This window comes from Argonema antarcticum A004/B2 (assembly GCF_023333585.1).
GTDB lineage: Bacteria > Cyanobacteriota > Cyanobacteriia > Cyanobacteriales > Aerosakkonemataceae > Argonema > Argonema antarcticum.
In genome coordinates this window covers 34828-50046 of the sequence record NZ_JAIQZN010000003.1, presented here as the reverse complement: position 1 = coordinate 50046, position 15219 = coordinate 34828, and the positions used below count along the sequence as shown (strand labels likewise).

The 15219-nt window shown below is 46.8% G+C and carries 10 protein-coding genes; 4 read left to right on the top strand and 6 right to left on the bottom strand.

Annotated elements, in window-relative coordinates; all coding sequences use genetic code 11:
- Positions 1–455 precede the first annotated feature (455 nt).
- Positions 456–4250 carry an ATP-binding response regulator gene (locus tag LAY57_RS02060; protein WP_249064630.1) on the top strand — a complete coding sequence of 1265 codons (3795 nt, stop codon included), beginning with the start codon at positions 456–458 and terminating at the stop codon, positions 4248–4250.
- A gap of 4 nt (positions 4251–4254) precedes the next feature.
- On the opposite strand, the gene LAY57_RS02055 is transcribed toward LAY57_RS02060, so the two are convergent.
- From LAY57_RS02055 to LAY57_RS02040, 4 genes are all read right to left on the bottom strand, one after another.
- Entirely contained in the window at positions 4255–5013 is a 759-nt protein-coding gene (locus LAY57_RS02055; protein WP_249064629.1) for a DUF4340 domain-containing protein, read from the bottom strand.
- Between the two features lie 310 nt (positions 5014–5323).
- Complete coding sequence (locus tag LAY57_RS02050) at positions 5324–7042, bottom strand: GldG family protein (RefSeq protein ID WP_249064628.1); 1719 nt, start codon at positions 7040–7042, stop codon at positions 5324–5326.
- A 73-nt stretch (positions 7043–7115) separates the two neighbouring features.
- Entirely contained in the window at positions 7116–7910 is a 795-nt protein-coding gene (locus tag LAY57_RS02045) for an ABC transporter permease (protein ID WP_249064627.1), read from the bottom strand.
- Positions 7911–9047 carry an ABC transporter ATP-binding protein gene (locus tag LAY57_RS02040; protein ID WP_249064626.1) on the bottom strand — a complete coding sequence of 379 codons (1137 nt, stop codon included), beginning with the start codon at positions 9045–9047 and terminating at the stop codon, positions 7911–7913.
- A 270-nt stretch (positions 9048–9317) separates the two neighbouring features.
- On the opposite strand from LAY57_RS02040, the gene LAY57_RS02035 reads away from it, so the two are divergent.
- On the top strand, positions 9318–10088 hold the full coding sequence (locus LAY57_RS02035) for a hypothetical protein (protein ID WP_249064625.1): 771 nt from the start codon (positions 9318–9320) through the stop codon (positions 10086–10088).
- Positions 10089–10211: 123 nt separating this feature from the next.
- Here LAY57_RS02035 and LAY57_RS02030 read toward each other — a convergent pair whose 3' ends face one another.
- Positions 10212–10739 (bottom strand): phycobiliprotein lyase, encoded by a 528-nt coding sequence (locus LAY57_RS02030; RefSeq protein WP_249064624.1) that lies wholly within the window; start codon positions 10737–10739, stop codon positions 10212–10214.
- Positions 10740–10914: 175 nt separating this feature from the next.
- Positions 10915–11598, bottom strand: a complete 684-nt coding sequence (locus LAY57_RS02025) for a HEAT repeat domain-containing protein (RefSeq protein WP_249064623.1) — start codon at positions 11596–11598, stop codon at positions 10915–10917.
- 299 nt (positions 11599–11897) lie between these two features.
- Here LAY57_RS02025 and LAY57_RS02020 point away from each other — a divergent pair, with 299 nt between their 5' ends.
- Positions 11898–14954 (top strand): PAS domain S-box protein, encoded by a 3057-nt coding sequence (locus LAY57_RS02020; protein WP_249064622.1) that lies wholly within the window; start codon positions 11898–11900, stop codon positions 14952–14954.
- Positions 14951–15127, top strand: a complete 177-nt coding sequence (locus LAY57_RS02015) for a hypothetical protein (protein WP_249064621.1) — start codon at positions 14951–14953, stop codon at positions 15125–15127. The genes LAY57_RS02020 and LAY57_RS02015 overlap by 4 nt, the downstream gene beginning before the upstream one ends.
- The last annotated feature ends 92 nt before the right edge of the window (positions 15128–15219 follow it).

Genomic DNA, 15219 nt, shown 5'->3' with positions numbered 1-15219 from the left:
CTTTAAGCAGTAAAGTTTTCAACGGGCTGTATATAGCGAAAGTCAGATATGTTAGGACATCTATCCCTCAAAGCAAGGAAGCGACTGTATTTGTACGGCTTCCGTTGCAGTTTGCTATAATTTATACCCCCCCAGGATAGAGATCCTGAGAGGGGATCAATACAATCCTTAACATTAAGCTAACATTAGTTGAATTCTCATTAATTGTAATTGCTGAGATAGAAGCAAAATTCACGCTGGGATCATAATATGATCAAGACCCGATTTTAAGCGTCTCCTACTCTGCGTTAAACGACAGCAATACCCTACTTGCGGGTATTGCTTCCACCTGAAAAAGACGCACCGCCTACCCTGTAGGTAGCGGTTGAGGCGTGAAAGTCATGGGACTGTGAACTCAAAGAGGCGCTTTCGGCGCTTTCAGTTATTTTGAACTGCCAGCCAGAAAGCACATACCCATGCCGACCCCCTGCCTGAAAGAATTTATCGTCACCGTTCCCATCTGTACGCAGATGACGAGCCTCGCCGCCGTGCTAGAGATTTTAGCCCAGGGCAAGTGCGAGATGAACCCAAAGCAGATCTGTTACACCGATCGCTTAGTAGTGGTGAGCGAACAACAGCGCCCGCTGGGAATGCTGCACTTGAGCAGCTTATTGCCCTACCTGAACTTATCCAAGGTGACAGCGGATTTAGATCCTCCCCAACACCCCGCCTTTCCAGGCAGATCTGTGGGAACGCTCTTTGTTGGGGGAGTAGAAGCACAGACGGATGTGAACACTGATACAAGGATGAATATAGCTCTAAACAACTCATCAGTGACATCCCGCAGACCGCAAATTGCCACAGAGTTTAATTTACAGCAATCTTTATCAGATCTGGGTTTATCTGTGACAGAGCCACTAGCGACCTTGCCAGCCGATTTTACCTTGAAGCAATTTTGGCCTTACCTGCAAGACCAAAGGTACAAAACAGGCGCATATTCGGATTGGGCTCTGGTTGACTTCTCAGGCAAATTTCTGGGTTTGCTCGATAGTCAGCGTTTGTTGCAATACCTGGCTAACCACTTATCGGTAGAGCAGTTAGCAGATTCCGAACCGACACAAAAATCAGCCGGTGGCTATCAATTTGAGGGATTTGATGGCACAAACCCTTCAAATGGCACGGTTGGCAACAATATAGCTACCCCACTTGGGGCGATCGATCCCCTCGTAGAACTTCTAGAACGACTGCCTTTGCCCATTATGTTGCAAACTGGTAGCGGTCAATCAGTTAAGCAAAATTTAGCATGGCGCACACACTTCGGAGCATTGCAAGATCCTGAATTCCTCAGACGAGAAGCAGCCGCTTTATTAGAAGAAGTGGCACCCCCGTCAGAAAGTTACAAAGCGGGAGAATGGGAGCATATCATCCCCGAACCTCTAAGCATATTAGACTTCTCAGTTTTGCCAAATTCCCTGCCTACTTGGGAAGCAGGCAATCTGGGTTTTACCCAGATCTCTTCGACAGATCCCACCTCCTTACCTAAGCTGTGTCATATAGGTACAAATCCAAATACCTGCATTTGTGTCTGTCCGATGCAAAATGGTTCGGAGCGAGTGTGGCAATTTGTGAAAATTCGGCTGGGCAATGTTTTATCCAACCAAGATATCTTAGAGATAGAAAAAGGTACGCCAAAAGATTCGCTTCACGTAGCACACCCTTCTGGGCACTTTCGCCTCGCAACTTTAGGAGATACTACAGATAGTGCCCTCATCTCGCATCCCATACCCACACTCGAAAATGAGAAGCTCAGGATTCAGTACGAAGCATTTAGAATTCAGTACGAAGCACTCAGTACGAAGCACTCAGTACGAAGCACCGATCAGGTAGGCGGCTGCACTGACTTGTGGCTGGTGCTAGCTCAGGATGTGACAGAGGAACAGCAGGTTGCCAAAGAACTGGCAGCTAAAAATGCCGATCTGCTCCAACTCAACCGACTCAAAGATGAATTTTTAGCCTGCATCAGTCACGAACTCAAGACCCCCCTCACCGCTGTTCTGGGGTTGTCGAGCTTACTAAAGGATCGGTTACTCGGACCGCTCAACGATCGCCAACTCCGCTATACCCGACTGATCTACCACAGCGCTCGCCATCTGATGACGGTAATCAACGACATTTTGGATCTTACTCGCATGGAGACTGGGCAGCTAGATCTGACCTTCGCGATCGTGGATATTCAGAGTGTATGCGATCGCGCTTACGAGCAAGCCCGAAAACAGCATTCTGGAAAAAACAAAACAGAGGAAGAAGAACAGATCGATCGCGACCTAGAGCCCAATTTCACCCTATCCATTGAATCCGGTTTAGATACCCTGATCGCAGACGAACTGCGCCTGCGCCAGATGCTGGTTAACCTGCTCTCTAACGCCCTTAAGTTTACAGAGGCTAGCGGCTCTATCGGTTTGAGAGTCAGCCGTTGGGAAGGCTGGATTGCTTTTACCGTCTGGGATACTGGTATTGGTATCCCAGACGAAAAGCAGCACTTAATTTTTCAGAAATTCCAACAGCTAGAAAATCCCCTGACTCGTCAGTTTGATGGTACAGGGCTGGGGCTGGTGTTAACTCAGCGTCTAACTCGCCTCCACGGAGGAGACGTTACATTTATTTCTAACCAGGGCAGCGGGAGTGAGTTTACCTTGCTACTGCCTCCTAGCCCCCCAAGCGATCGTCTGGACACCCAGGATGAGGACTGGGAAGCAGAAGAAGGCGCTAGGGAAGAGGAGCAAAATCTATCCACTAGCCCTGGCCCCAAGCACTACCCACTGCCCCATAGCCAATCTCGGTTGGTGTTAATCGTAGAGGCAACACCCGTATTGATTGAAAATTTGACAAACCAGCTTTTGGGCTTGGGGTATCGGGTCGTGATTGCTCGGTCTGGAACAGAAGCTTTAGAGAAAGCGCGGCGGTTGCAACCCTGTACCATATTCCTCAATCCCCTCCTACCCCTACTCTCAGGTTGGGATGTCTTAACTTTACTCAAAGCATCTGCCCAAACCCAACACATTCCAGTCATTGTGACCGCAACCAGAGCAGAAAAGAATTATGCCTACAGCAAGCGAGCCGATGACTTTTTGAGTTTACCCGTGGAATTGGATACTTTGCGAAAAAGTTTAGAGCTATTGGCGAAATCAGCTAAGGATTCAGAAAAAGGGTCTGATAAGAGTGCGAGTTTGACAATTCTGCGGCTCATTGCCGATGCTACAACGGATTCTGCACAAGGTAGGTCATCGGCAGAAAACACAGATAATCTAGATCGACACCTCACCTCATCACCCCCTCTGAGCCACCTGAGCCACCTTTTGCATCAATACAATTACAGGATTTTAGAGGCTGACGATCAGGAGCAAGCAGAACTCCTAGCCAGGATTTGGCACCCGCAGGTAGTCTTACTTGATGGCAATATTACCGAACCCCTAGCTTACCTGGAACATTTAAGCCAATACACCGCTCTAGCAAATCTGCCGCTGGTGACTCTGGATGAAAAGACGACTGAGGCTGCTCTTAAAGTCAAGGGTAGGCACGAAAGTTTACCTCTCCAGGTATTTCCCTGTTTGACAGCACGTGGGTCTTTACTAGAAGCCAGCACTTTGTTACAGGCGATTCAAGTTGCTGCCGGTATGACCTATAAGCGCAGTATTTTAGTGGCGGATATCTCAATGCTGCCAGATTTGAACGAACGTTTTGGGTCTAAGCTCGAACAGCAGACCGGAGAATCTACTTGTTTGCAACCCAGCGGCCAATACGAGGGGAAGCCGACAATGCCTGAAATGGCGGCTAGTAATAAAAAGCGGGCTCAGTGGCTGCAAGCGCTGATCCAGTATTTGCAAACGGCTGGATTCAAAGGTGTTTTAGGCCATTCTTGGGAGGAAGTTTTGCAGCAAGTTCAGCACCGCAGCGTCGATCTGCTGCTGATCCACTTGGGTGACTCTATCGCCAATCCGGCTTTGCTCAACGAGCTTTATACTTTGAAACAGTTTGCCAGCAGACCTCCTATATTGGTGCTGGCGAGGCGATCGAATGAAGAGGCTTTGGCGTCGGAAGACATCAATTCTTCTCCTTCTTCCAGGGCTCCTAGTTTAGGTTCGGTTGCTTCTTCGCTGGAGTTTCCAGCGGTTTTGGGGGAAGTTGCAACGCGAATTTTGCCTGCTTCTTTGTCGATGGAGGAGTTGTTGGAGCAGATTCGTCATGCTCTAGGGGCTAGCCCTAGCCCCTAGCCCATCACCGGGTCTGCCATTCAGATAAAGGTCGATTCACCGCATACTCAAACTCCTTAGATACCAAAACTATTTGTAGCGGCTCCTTAACTTGTTCTGGAGGGTCGGCTAAAGCATACAAAGAAGTGTCGTTAAAGTTAGGCTTACCCAAAATCAGTTTATGAGTTTCCTGATTATTCAACTTTACTTCTACAGTTGCTAGCGGCTGATCCAGACCATCTTCTAAGCGCGGATCGACAGGAATGCGATCGCTCTTAGCCTTCACCATCTTATCCAGCAAATAAGCTATATATGCCTCATTCGCTGGCATTTGGCTTGGCACAGTTGCTTTTGGCGACTCAGTTGGTTTAGGTTCAGGAGATTTATTTGCCGTACTATCTTTTGGCGACTCAGTTGGTTTAGGTTCAGGAGATTTATTTGCCTTAACCTCTTTTGGAGACTCAGTTGGTTTAGGTTCAGGAGATTTCGTTGCCGCCATATCTTTTGGTGCTTCTATTTTCTTGGGATTTTCCAATATTTTCAGCAACCATTTGGATGCAACTGAATTGTTTTTCTGCTGAGTGTTTCGCTCAAATTGTAGCGTCCGCTCTTTTGTTGTCAAAATTACAGTCCGAACATCTTTCTCCTGAAAGTCAAAAATTAAGTTTTCCTTGGTTTTCGCTGCTTCTAGCTGTGGTCTGCCTTCTGTCTCGAAGACATAAACCATACCACCAAAAAACAGCGCCGACAGCATCAAAATTAGAGTAGACTTCTGGAACTTCATAGAGGGGCTAGGGGCTAGGGGCTAGAAAAGTCAAAAGTCAAAAGTCAAAAGTCAAAAGTCAAAAGAAAATAGGGGGTAGGGGGAAGAGGAGCGAGAATTTGAGATTTCAGATTTAAAATTTTAGATTTTAAATCTGAAATTTTAAATCTGAAATTTTAAATTCCCGTTTTCTTCGACTTTTCTTTAGACCTCTTGCATAAATCGGATAAGGGCGAAGCATTTGCGGATAAAAACACTGATTTTACCGATAAATCCGGGCGCAAATGCTTCTCCCCTACAGCTAAAAATAGACTTTTGCAAGAGGTATTTTTTATCGCCGCCGCCACCAAAGCCAGCCAGCCGTTCCAAATCCAATTAAAGGTAAAATTATTGTAGTTATCCAAAACAACAAGCTAGCTTGCGAAATAGTCATCTTGAGACGACGGTTATTTGCTTGCTTAGGACGAATTGAAAGAGTTTGATTCTCCTGCTGACGCAACCAACTGACGGAGTTGAGAAACACATCTCCATTTAACTGCTGGCTAAACACGCCATCTGTGGCAAACTCAGAATTGCCAAACACTACTAACCTAGCCATATCCGATCGTTTTTCTGACTTTTCATCCGATTTTAGATCTGTTTTTGCTGGTGACTCAGTAGGAGAGGGAGATGCCTTTGGACTTTGAGATGTCGTCGGTTTATCCGATGATTTATTTGGCGATGCAGCGGGAGAGGGAGATGCCTCTGACTGCTTGGTATTGGGGATGGATTCCACCTTGCGAGTGAAAGCAGCCCCCAAAATCAGTGGCCCTCTGCGATCGCTTTTTGGATCGAAAGTTAATTCCCGGTTTTCTAGATCGCTTTCCGCCCAGCTATCCTGGGAAGTAAACAGCAGCGAACTTGCCTCAACACCTTTCACCGGCTGTATATCCAGCGGTCGTGCCAGCTGATAGAACGATATACTATTGCCAAAATCTTTCGTAATCGGATGATTTCCGTAGTCAGTCACTACGGGAGTAGCGGGGCCCAATCCGATCAAACGCCCATCATCAGACGCATCGACAGCAAAGCGGTTTTCCAACTTAACTCCCCATTCATCCAATAAACCTGTCAGTCCCGGATCTGTGTTAGGGTCGATCATCAGGAGCAAACTGCCACCTTGCTTGAGGTAATCGCGTAAAACATTCACTTCTTGATCGAATAGGGGACGTTTTGGGCCTGCCACAACGATCGCTACAGCATCCCTGGGAACAGATGCGCGTTCTGCCAAGTTGAGCGATTTACTGGTAAAGTTTTTCTGTTCCAGATATTTCATCGCCTCAGACAAACCTTCTTTGACAGACTCCATCGGACGTTCGCCGTGACCTTGCAGGAAGTAGACTGTGGAAATGCGATCGAGAGTGAAAATCTTTTCTATGCTACTGGTCAGCTTTTCTTCCGAAAGCCGCTCATCCTGATTGACTTTTTGGATAAACTTTCGCTGTTCCCCATATTCTAGGTAAGCTTCGCCTCTTTCCTTGACATTAAATTTCCTAGCCAGTCCGGGGTTAGTATTTGGCTCAACATACTCAAAGTTAAACTTTGACCCATAACGCCGATAGTTCTGCAATAATTCCCGGTCTTGGGGATTCGGATTTTGATCGAATATCCATACTTTTACAGGTTGCCTTAAATTCCGCGCCACCTCCTGGGACTGGGGCGAAAGGGTAAACAGTTTATTATCCGTGAAGTCGATCCGCCCCGAATAGCGGACGCCCAAAAAGTTTACGATCGCTAAAATCATCACAGCTGCCACTGTCGCAGCCATTGCATTAGTTCCGGCTTGTGTGGAACGCCGTCCCCAAAAAGTTTGTGAAGCCGACGTTAAATCGCCGCTAGCCTGAGTTAGCAGCCAAAACCCTAGAGCCACAATCCCCAAAATTATCAGCGTTAGGGGTATGGGCACCCACTTATCCGATACCACTCCAGCGGATATGCCCATCACTATCAGGAATGGCCCGATCCCCAAAAGATATTTCCAATATTTACTGCTGAATTTGAATGTTTTCATAAATTGCTAATTGCAGATTTGAGATTTCAGATTGAATTCAAGTTTAAATCTGAAATCTTCAATTTGAAATTTCCTACGACCTTTGGAAACGGAAAGCATCGATCGACTGAGCGGTGAGAAATATTCCCAACACAATGAAACTGGCAAAAAATACTAAACTGCTAGTATCTAAAACCCCTTGAACTAGGTTACTGTAATGTTTTAGCAACGATAAATACCCAAATACTGCGCCTACCACACCGCCAAACATTTGGCCGAACAAATCGATCGTCCACAGCAGCAATACCGCCACAAAAGTGAAGATTGCCGCCACAACGGTACTATCGGTCAAGGAAGAGATAAACATTCCTAAAGACAATACGCTTGCAGCCACCAGAATTAATCCTAAATGCCCCAATAACGGCACGACAAAAGGCACTGGGGAGTCAGCTGCACTCAAGGCGATCGCTTCATACCCCAACACTGGTGTCAGTATCGCCGTGAAAAACGTTACCACGCCTAACAACTTGCCCACTGCTACTGCCCAGTTAGTAATTGGCGAGGTTGCCAACAACTCCAGAGTACCGCGCTTGCGTTCCTCAGCATAAAGACCCATCGAAAGCATCGGCAGTATAAACAAAGAAAACGACCCCATCACGTTCAAAAATCCCTGCAATACTCTGTAGGGGACATCAAAGGGCGGTACAGTTGCTCCGTATTGTTGATCGACAATGGCGGCTTGGTTAATTTCTCCTAGCAGAATTGTCATAAAAAAGCAACCAGCGACAAACCAGAAGACAGCTGCGATCGAGTATGCCAAGGGCGAAGCAAAATAGCTCAGCAACTCTTTGCGGTAGATAGCCATAATATTTGCCAGAATTATCCGCATTTAACTATCTCCGATACCTTTTTGCTTCTCACTTTCCTCAGAAGAAGAGGACTGGGACTCCGTAATTGCTTCGTCTTTAGTGCTAAGTACTGAGTGCGAATTCTCCTCTGCCCCTCTGTCCCTTTCCTCCTCTGCCCATTTTGACTTTTGATTTTTGACTTTTGACTTTTTTAGCACCTCTTCATCAGCGATCGCTTTTTCCGAAGTCGTCAATTGTAGGAACACATCTTCTAGACTGGCGCGAGTGCGTCGCATTTCGCATAACCCCAATCCAGCTGACACCAAAGCTGTCGCTATCTCCCGACCCGGTTCTGCTCCCGTTTCCGATACGATCCGGTAAACAGACCGATTCTCAGGCAGATGCTCCATCGCCATAGATTCTACCAAACGTATCCCCGACAACGCTCTTAACCTTTCCAAGGCGGTGTCTGCATCTCCCTCAACCTCGACTTCATAACCCGATCCCTCAATCAGACTAGCCTCAAGATTTTCTGGCGTATTAGTTACCACAATTTGGCCGCGATTGATGATCGCCACGCGGCTACAAGTCATGCTGACTTCCGGCAAAATGTGAGTTGAAAGAATAATCGTGTGGCTACCGGCGAGACTCTTGATCAACTTTCGCATCTCGATAATTTGACGCGGATCGAGGCCAACCGTCGGCTCATCTAAAATAATCGCAGGGGGATCGTGGACTAGAGCCTGGGCAATTCCCACGCGCTGGCGAAACCCTTTGGAAAGCTTGCGGATCAGTACTTTGCGTTTTTCTTCCAGATTGCAACGTTTTAAGGCCGAGTTAATCGCAAGAGCGCGATCGCCCGCCGGTACTCCCTTAATCTGCGTCACAAAGTGCAAAAATCCCTCTACCGTCATTTCTGGATACAGCGGCGGCACCTCCGGCAAATAACCAATTCGCTGCCGAACTGCGATCGAATCCTCATGAACATCATACCCAGCAATACGAGCCGTACCGCTGGTAGCAGGTAAGTACCCAGCCAAAATCCGCATCGTCGTCGTTTTCCCGGCTCCATTCGGCCCCAAAAACCCGACGATTTCCCCCGGCTCCACAGTAAAAGTTACATCTTCGATCGCTGGGGTCGAGCCGTAGATTTTGCTCAAATGCTCAACTTCAATCATCTTTCTTTCTCCTTAGAGACTCCCGCCAAAACTGTACTCAGTTTGGCGGTGAGAGGAAAAGGAGGGCAGGGTCTAAGTAGCATAACTATTTTTTGGTCAGTGAAGAAACCCTCGGTCACAAACTAACATTTTCGCGTCCGGGCTGTTCATTACTCATTGTTAATTGTTCCGAAAAGTACCCCTAAAATTGGTTGGGGGGTTCGAGTACCCCGCTGCTAACCTTTGCCTTTTGCCCCTATGTCGTTTTTACGGCGCTAAGATTGACAGTTGATGAGCGAACTAAAAAAAGGCTGTACAGCACAAGAAAACGAACCGGCTGCCGCCGCCGCTGCATTGCTGTTGGCTAACTACAGTTTCGACGTGGGCGGCTATCGGGCTAGTGAATTGGTTGCGCGGTGGATCGGCCATTACCCAGCTAACTGGGTGCGTCTTGCCGTCATTGAGGCACTCTATCAAGGACGGTATAAAGCCGTTTCGGTCGAGCAGATTTTAGTTATTTGGCTGCGGCGTAACCAACCGCTTTACCATTTCAAGTACGAATTTGAACGCCTTGTTTGCAGCAAATTACCCAAAGAGCTTCAGGAGCAGTTTTTTACCAGTTCCGCAGACTCACTAGAGGAGTCGCGCCAGCACCATATTAACGCTGTTGATAGACCAGCAGCAGAGATTTCCTTTATCTCTGGCGATCGGTCTGCTGCCCCTACCTTAAACCCCTTCGAGGCTCTAGCGCAGCCTGTTTTGGAGGAACATATCGCCTCAAGTATCGCTGTCGCGGCTGATCGGGAAAGTCACCCCAGCCCAAATGAAACTTGTGTGGAAGTCCCATCTGGGCTATTGCCAAAGTCAGATGAGCCGAAATCTCCTCTGACAAATGGCTATTCAGGTTATCAGTCTCGCCAGCAACTGCCAAGTCTAGAATTCAGTGACTTTTCCAGCTGGAATTTGGGCTATCGCCCGATCGATCGATTTATCCCAGATAGCCCATCCTCCGACTTCTACACCAAGCTCAAAGCCTTCGCCTACCCCATAGAAGAGGTATAGCAAAGTGCTGAGTACAGGAAAGTGCTGAGTACAAACACAGTCCCGGCCTTGCTTTGAGCGTTCAATACTGTCCTAACTTATGTGACTGTGGCTATAAAAGCTGAAAAATTAATATTTCAACTTTTAATTTTTGACTACTCCCATGCGAATTTCCGAGCAAAAAGACGCCATACTGAAACCACCAAATCGTTTCAGGATGCTAGTTCGCAGTCGCAAATTAGGACTGGCAAACCAGATGCGCTCTTCTGAATACATAGTCTCGTACTCAGTAATCAGCGTCATAGCATCGTCGCTACCAATAATGTAGCGACCTGCAACCTCTGCCTTCTCGGCATAGCCAACATCCCGCAACAACTTGCCTTCGTTGGGGCGATCCGGGTCGGGAATTGGCACTAGCACTGAAGAACCCGCGTGTTTTTCTTCATCCCACTCCATTGTGCCGTCCCAAGTGACGCGAGCCCCACCCCAGGTACTCTCCAGGGCAATATCGTATTGCTGGCACAGCTTAATCACTTCGGGATCGTCTGCTGGGAGCATATCAATCTTGAGGTCTGACTTGCCACTTTCTGATTGCTTGAAAGCCAGATGGTGACTGGTACGTTGTGAAAACCATTTGCCAGCGCTTAGCTGGAAAAACTCTTTAACATCCATGAAGTAAATTGTCTCGCGCCAAAAATTTTGTTATCCCAATTTTACAGGGGCTAGGAAAGTCAAAAGTCAAAAGTCAAAAGTCAAAAGAAAGAAAATTCTCCCTCTTCTCTCTTCTCTCTTCCCTCTTCCCCCTAGCCCCTAGCCCCTAGCCCCTAGCCCCTCTAGCCCCTAGCCCCTAGCCCCTAGCCCCTAGCCCCTCTTCCAGACGGCCCAGGGAAATTCTAGCTGCTTCAGAAACTTGGGGATGACTGTCTTTTTCGAGGTATTTGAGGGCCGAAAGACTTTTAGGACTGGGAAGATAGCCTAAAGCTTCGGCTAAGCGTTGCCTCACTAACCAATCTTCTGACTGGGCAAAGTCGAGGATACGATCGACTGCTTCGATCGCTTTGATTTCACCCAACGCTGAGATTGCTGCCTGTTGCAGCACGACTTCATCCGTATCTAAAGCCCGAATCAACACTTCATAAGCCCGTGGATCTTTGAGATTTCCCAGGGAGACTGCCGCACTAAAACGCACCAACCAATCGGTATCTTCGTAAAAAGCCCGCACTAAAGGCTCAAATGCACGATTATCTTCCAAATAACCCAAGGCACCCGCAGCGTCAGCGCGAATTCCGTAATCGGGATCGGTTTCTAGCAACTTTACTAAAATTGGATAACACTCTGGAGTCTGCTTAATACCCAAGGCAAACACAGCCATTGAGCGAATTTGGAGGTTTTCGTCTTCCAAAACTTTTTTGATTAAAGGCACCGCCTCAAACGCTGGCACATCCCGCAACAAGGCGAGGGCAATCATGCGATCGCGCGAAGACACACTCTCTAGCTGAGCCGAAATTTGTTCTATCTTGGAATCATTCATTTGCTTAGTTTAACCTTTAGCTATATTTATTTACAAATCTTAACATATTGACAACAGCTTGACGCCAAAGCAACCTAAATGGTAAAGCCAGTCCAGTAACTAAGCTTCACCAAACTCCCCACTCCCCACTCCTCACTCAGCACTCAGCACTCAGCACTCCCCCCTTACGCAAGAGAAAAAATATGTATCTATGGACGCACGCTCAGAAAGAGTTTAAATTGCTAGTATTAGCCGGTCTAGCCTGATTCTATAAAGATCGTCGTAGGGGATAGTCTGAACCAGGAGACGAATAATTGAGTATGGAACTAGAAGGGCTCAATAGTCTGCGTCAATTTTTCCGGGATGAGATGGCCTCAAGACCGCGCTCACCTATTCTAGTGGCAGCGGAAACTCAGGCGCAGGCAGAGGAGCAAATGTTTTCTCAGGCATCGCTTTTAGATCTGATCTGTCATGCTGTCATTGCCACGGATACAGAAAGAAAGATAACCTATTGGAATAGGTGCGCCGAAACTCTCTATCAATGGCAAGCAGCAGAAGTCATAGGTAAAAATATCTATGAGATTATCGTGCCTCAAATTAGCCGCCAGCGAGTAGAAGAAATTTTCGACAACGCAGTCCAGCAAGGTGAGTGGAGAGGCGAAATTTTTTTGCAGCGCAAAGATGGGAGCGAGTTTTGGGCACAGCTAACTAATTCGGCTATTAAAAATGCCAATGGTGATATCACAGGTTTTGTAGAAGTTTCTATAGAAGTCGAATATGACGTACAGGCAAAAGAGCGATCGCAACAAAACGAAAGGACAACCCAAATTTTGTTGAACGTCATACCGGATGCTATATTTCGCACCTATAAAGATGGTACTTTTTTGGACGGGCACGTTCCAAAAGACTTCAGCTTACAATTGCCTCCCAGTGATTTCTGGGGTAAAAAAATATCCGAGACATTACCAAAAAAACTAGCCGAGAGGGCAATGCAGCACATAGCACAAGCCCTCTCGAACGGAAAAACAGAAATTTTTGAATATCATCTGTTAAATAATGGCAAATTGCACGACTTTGAAGCTCGGATTATTCCTAACGGTAGTGAAGAAGTTGTAGTGATTGTGCGAGACACAAGCCAATGCAAGCAAACAGAAAGACATCTGGCAAAAAGTGAAGAGCGCTATCGAATAGTTTCAGAACTGACATCCGACTTCGCTTATGCCGCGAGGATCGACTCCAACGGCTTTTTTGTTACAGACTGGATTACAGGTGCCTTTAGCCGTATTTCCGGCTTCAATTCTGAAGAAGTCGAAGCACGCGGCGGGTGGCAAAATCTCATTCATCACGATGATCGGCAAATTTTTCAAGAGCGCCTGCAAACCATTCTGTGTTGGCTCTCAGATGTAAGCGAATACCGGATCTTCACCAAAAATGGGGAAATCCGCTGGCTGCGCGATTATAGCCAGCCTATTTATTGCGATGATAGAAATCGCTTACTTCTGATCTACGGTGCCGTCCAAGATATAACCGATCGCAAACAAGCAGAAGAAGCCCTACGCCAGCAAACTGAGCGAGAACGGCTACTGGGAACAATCCAAGAGCGCATTCGCCAGTCTTTAAACATAGATGAAATTCTCAACCAAGCAGTAGCAGAAGTACGCAGCTTTCTGCAAGTAGAGCGGGTAGCAATTTATCAGATCGAGCCCCAAAATTTTGGTAAATTTGTTGTCGAATCCATTGCACCGAATTGTTCGTCAATCTTGGGTTTCTCTTGCGAAGATCCTTGTTTTAACGCCAAATTTATCCAAAAGTACGAACAGGGTCATGTCTGTGCCATTGATGATATTTACCAAGGAAATCTCGCAAGTTGTCACATAGAGTTACTCGCTCGAATACAGATTAACGCTAATCTGGTTGTGCCAATTGCGTTCAACAACCAACTATGGGGATTGCTGTGCGCCCATCAGTGTTCTGGATCGCGACATTGGCAACCGTTTGAAATCGATTTCCTGCAACATCTGGCCACAACGGTAGCACTCGCAATCCAGCAAGCCTCACTTTTCAAGCAAATACAAAAACTCAATACCGAGCTGGAGCAGCAAGTGCAAGAACGCACCGCCCAGTTGCAAAAGGCGCTTGACTTTGAAGCCATGCTCAAACGCATAACTGAAAAAGTTCGCGACAGCCTTGATGAAAATCATATTTTTGAAACAGCCGTGCGAGAAGTAGCTATCGGGCTAAACATCAGTTCCTGTAATGCAGCTATATACGATTTAGAAAATGGTACTTCCACTGTTTGTCAGGACTACGCAGTTAAGATTCCCGCAAAACAGGGTCGCTTAGCTCAGATGGCAAACTTCCCGGAACTCTATACTCAACTTTTAGAAAAACAATATTTCCAGTTTTGTTCGATCTTTCCCAATCCAGTATATGGAAGAGTGGCGATGCTGGCTTGTCCTATTTTTGATAATGAAGGAGTTTTGGGGGACTTGTGGTTAATAAATAACCAGGATTATGCTTTTAGCGATTTAGAAATACGATTGGTACAGCAGGTAGCGAATCATTGCGCGATCGGGATTCGTCAAGCTAGACTTTATCAAGCAGCTCAAGCACAAGTAGCAGAACTGGAAAAACTCAATCTCCTCAAAGATGACTTTTTGAGTACGGTTTCCCACGAATTGCGGACGCCTATGGCTAACATGAAAATGGCGATCCAAATGCTCAAACTGGTTCCCAGCGGAGAACGACACCAGCGCTATTTGGAGATTCTCAAAGCCGAGTGCGATCGCGAAACCGAACTGATTAACGATCTTCTGGATTTGCAGCGGCTAGAAGCATCCTCTTATCCCCTCTCCCTCGCGGAATCGCTTACCCTGCAAGAGTGGTTACCCAACATAGTTGAACCATTTCGCACTCGTACTCTCGAACGGGAACAAAACCTCCAAGTAGAATTGTCACCCGACTTACCCCCGCTAGTTACCGATCGCGCTGGATTAGGCCGAATCCTGGCAGAACTGCTCAACAATGCCTGCAAATATACGCCCCCTAACAGCGGCATAGTTTTGCGCGTTTACCACCATTTAGGCAACAGTATAGAGTCTGAAGAATATCTCCCGCAGTCGCAGGCTACTTCCTCTTCCTCTGTGCCGATGGCTATCTTTACCGTCAGCAATCAAGTGGAAATTCCTTCTTCGGAGTTAGCTCATCTTTTTAAGAAGTTTTATCGAGTTCTACAGGCAGATCTTTGGAAACAAGGCGGTACTGGTTTGGGGCTGGCTTTAGTACAGAAACTGGTAGAGCAGATGGGGGGCAATATTAACGTAGAAAGCCGGGACGGCTGGACGACATTCCGCATCGAATTACCGCTACGTCAGTGAAGTCAGTGGTCAGTTGTCAGTGGTCAGTTGTCAGTTGTCAGTTGTCAGTGGTCAGTGGTCAGTTGTCAGTGGTCAGTGGTCAGTTGTCAGTTGTCAGTTGTCAGTTGTCAGTTGTCAGTTGTCAGTTGTCAGTTGTCAGTTGTCAGTTGTCAGTGGTCATTGGTAAATTTTAGATTTTAGATTTATTTTAAATCTGAAATCAGAAATTTGAAATAAGTCATTTGTGAAAAGCTACTGACTAATAACAAATGGCTATTGACTATTG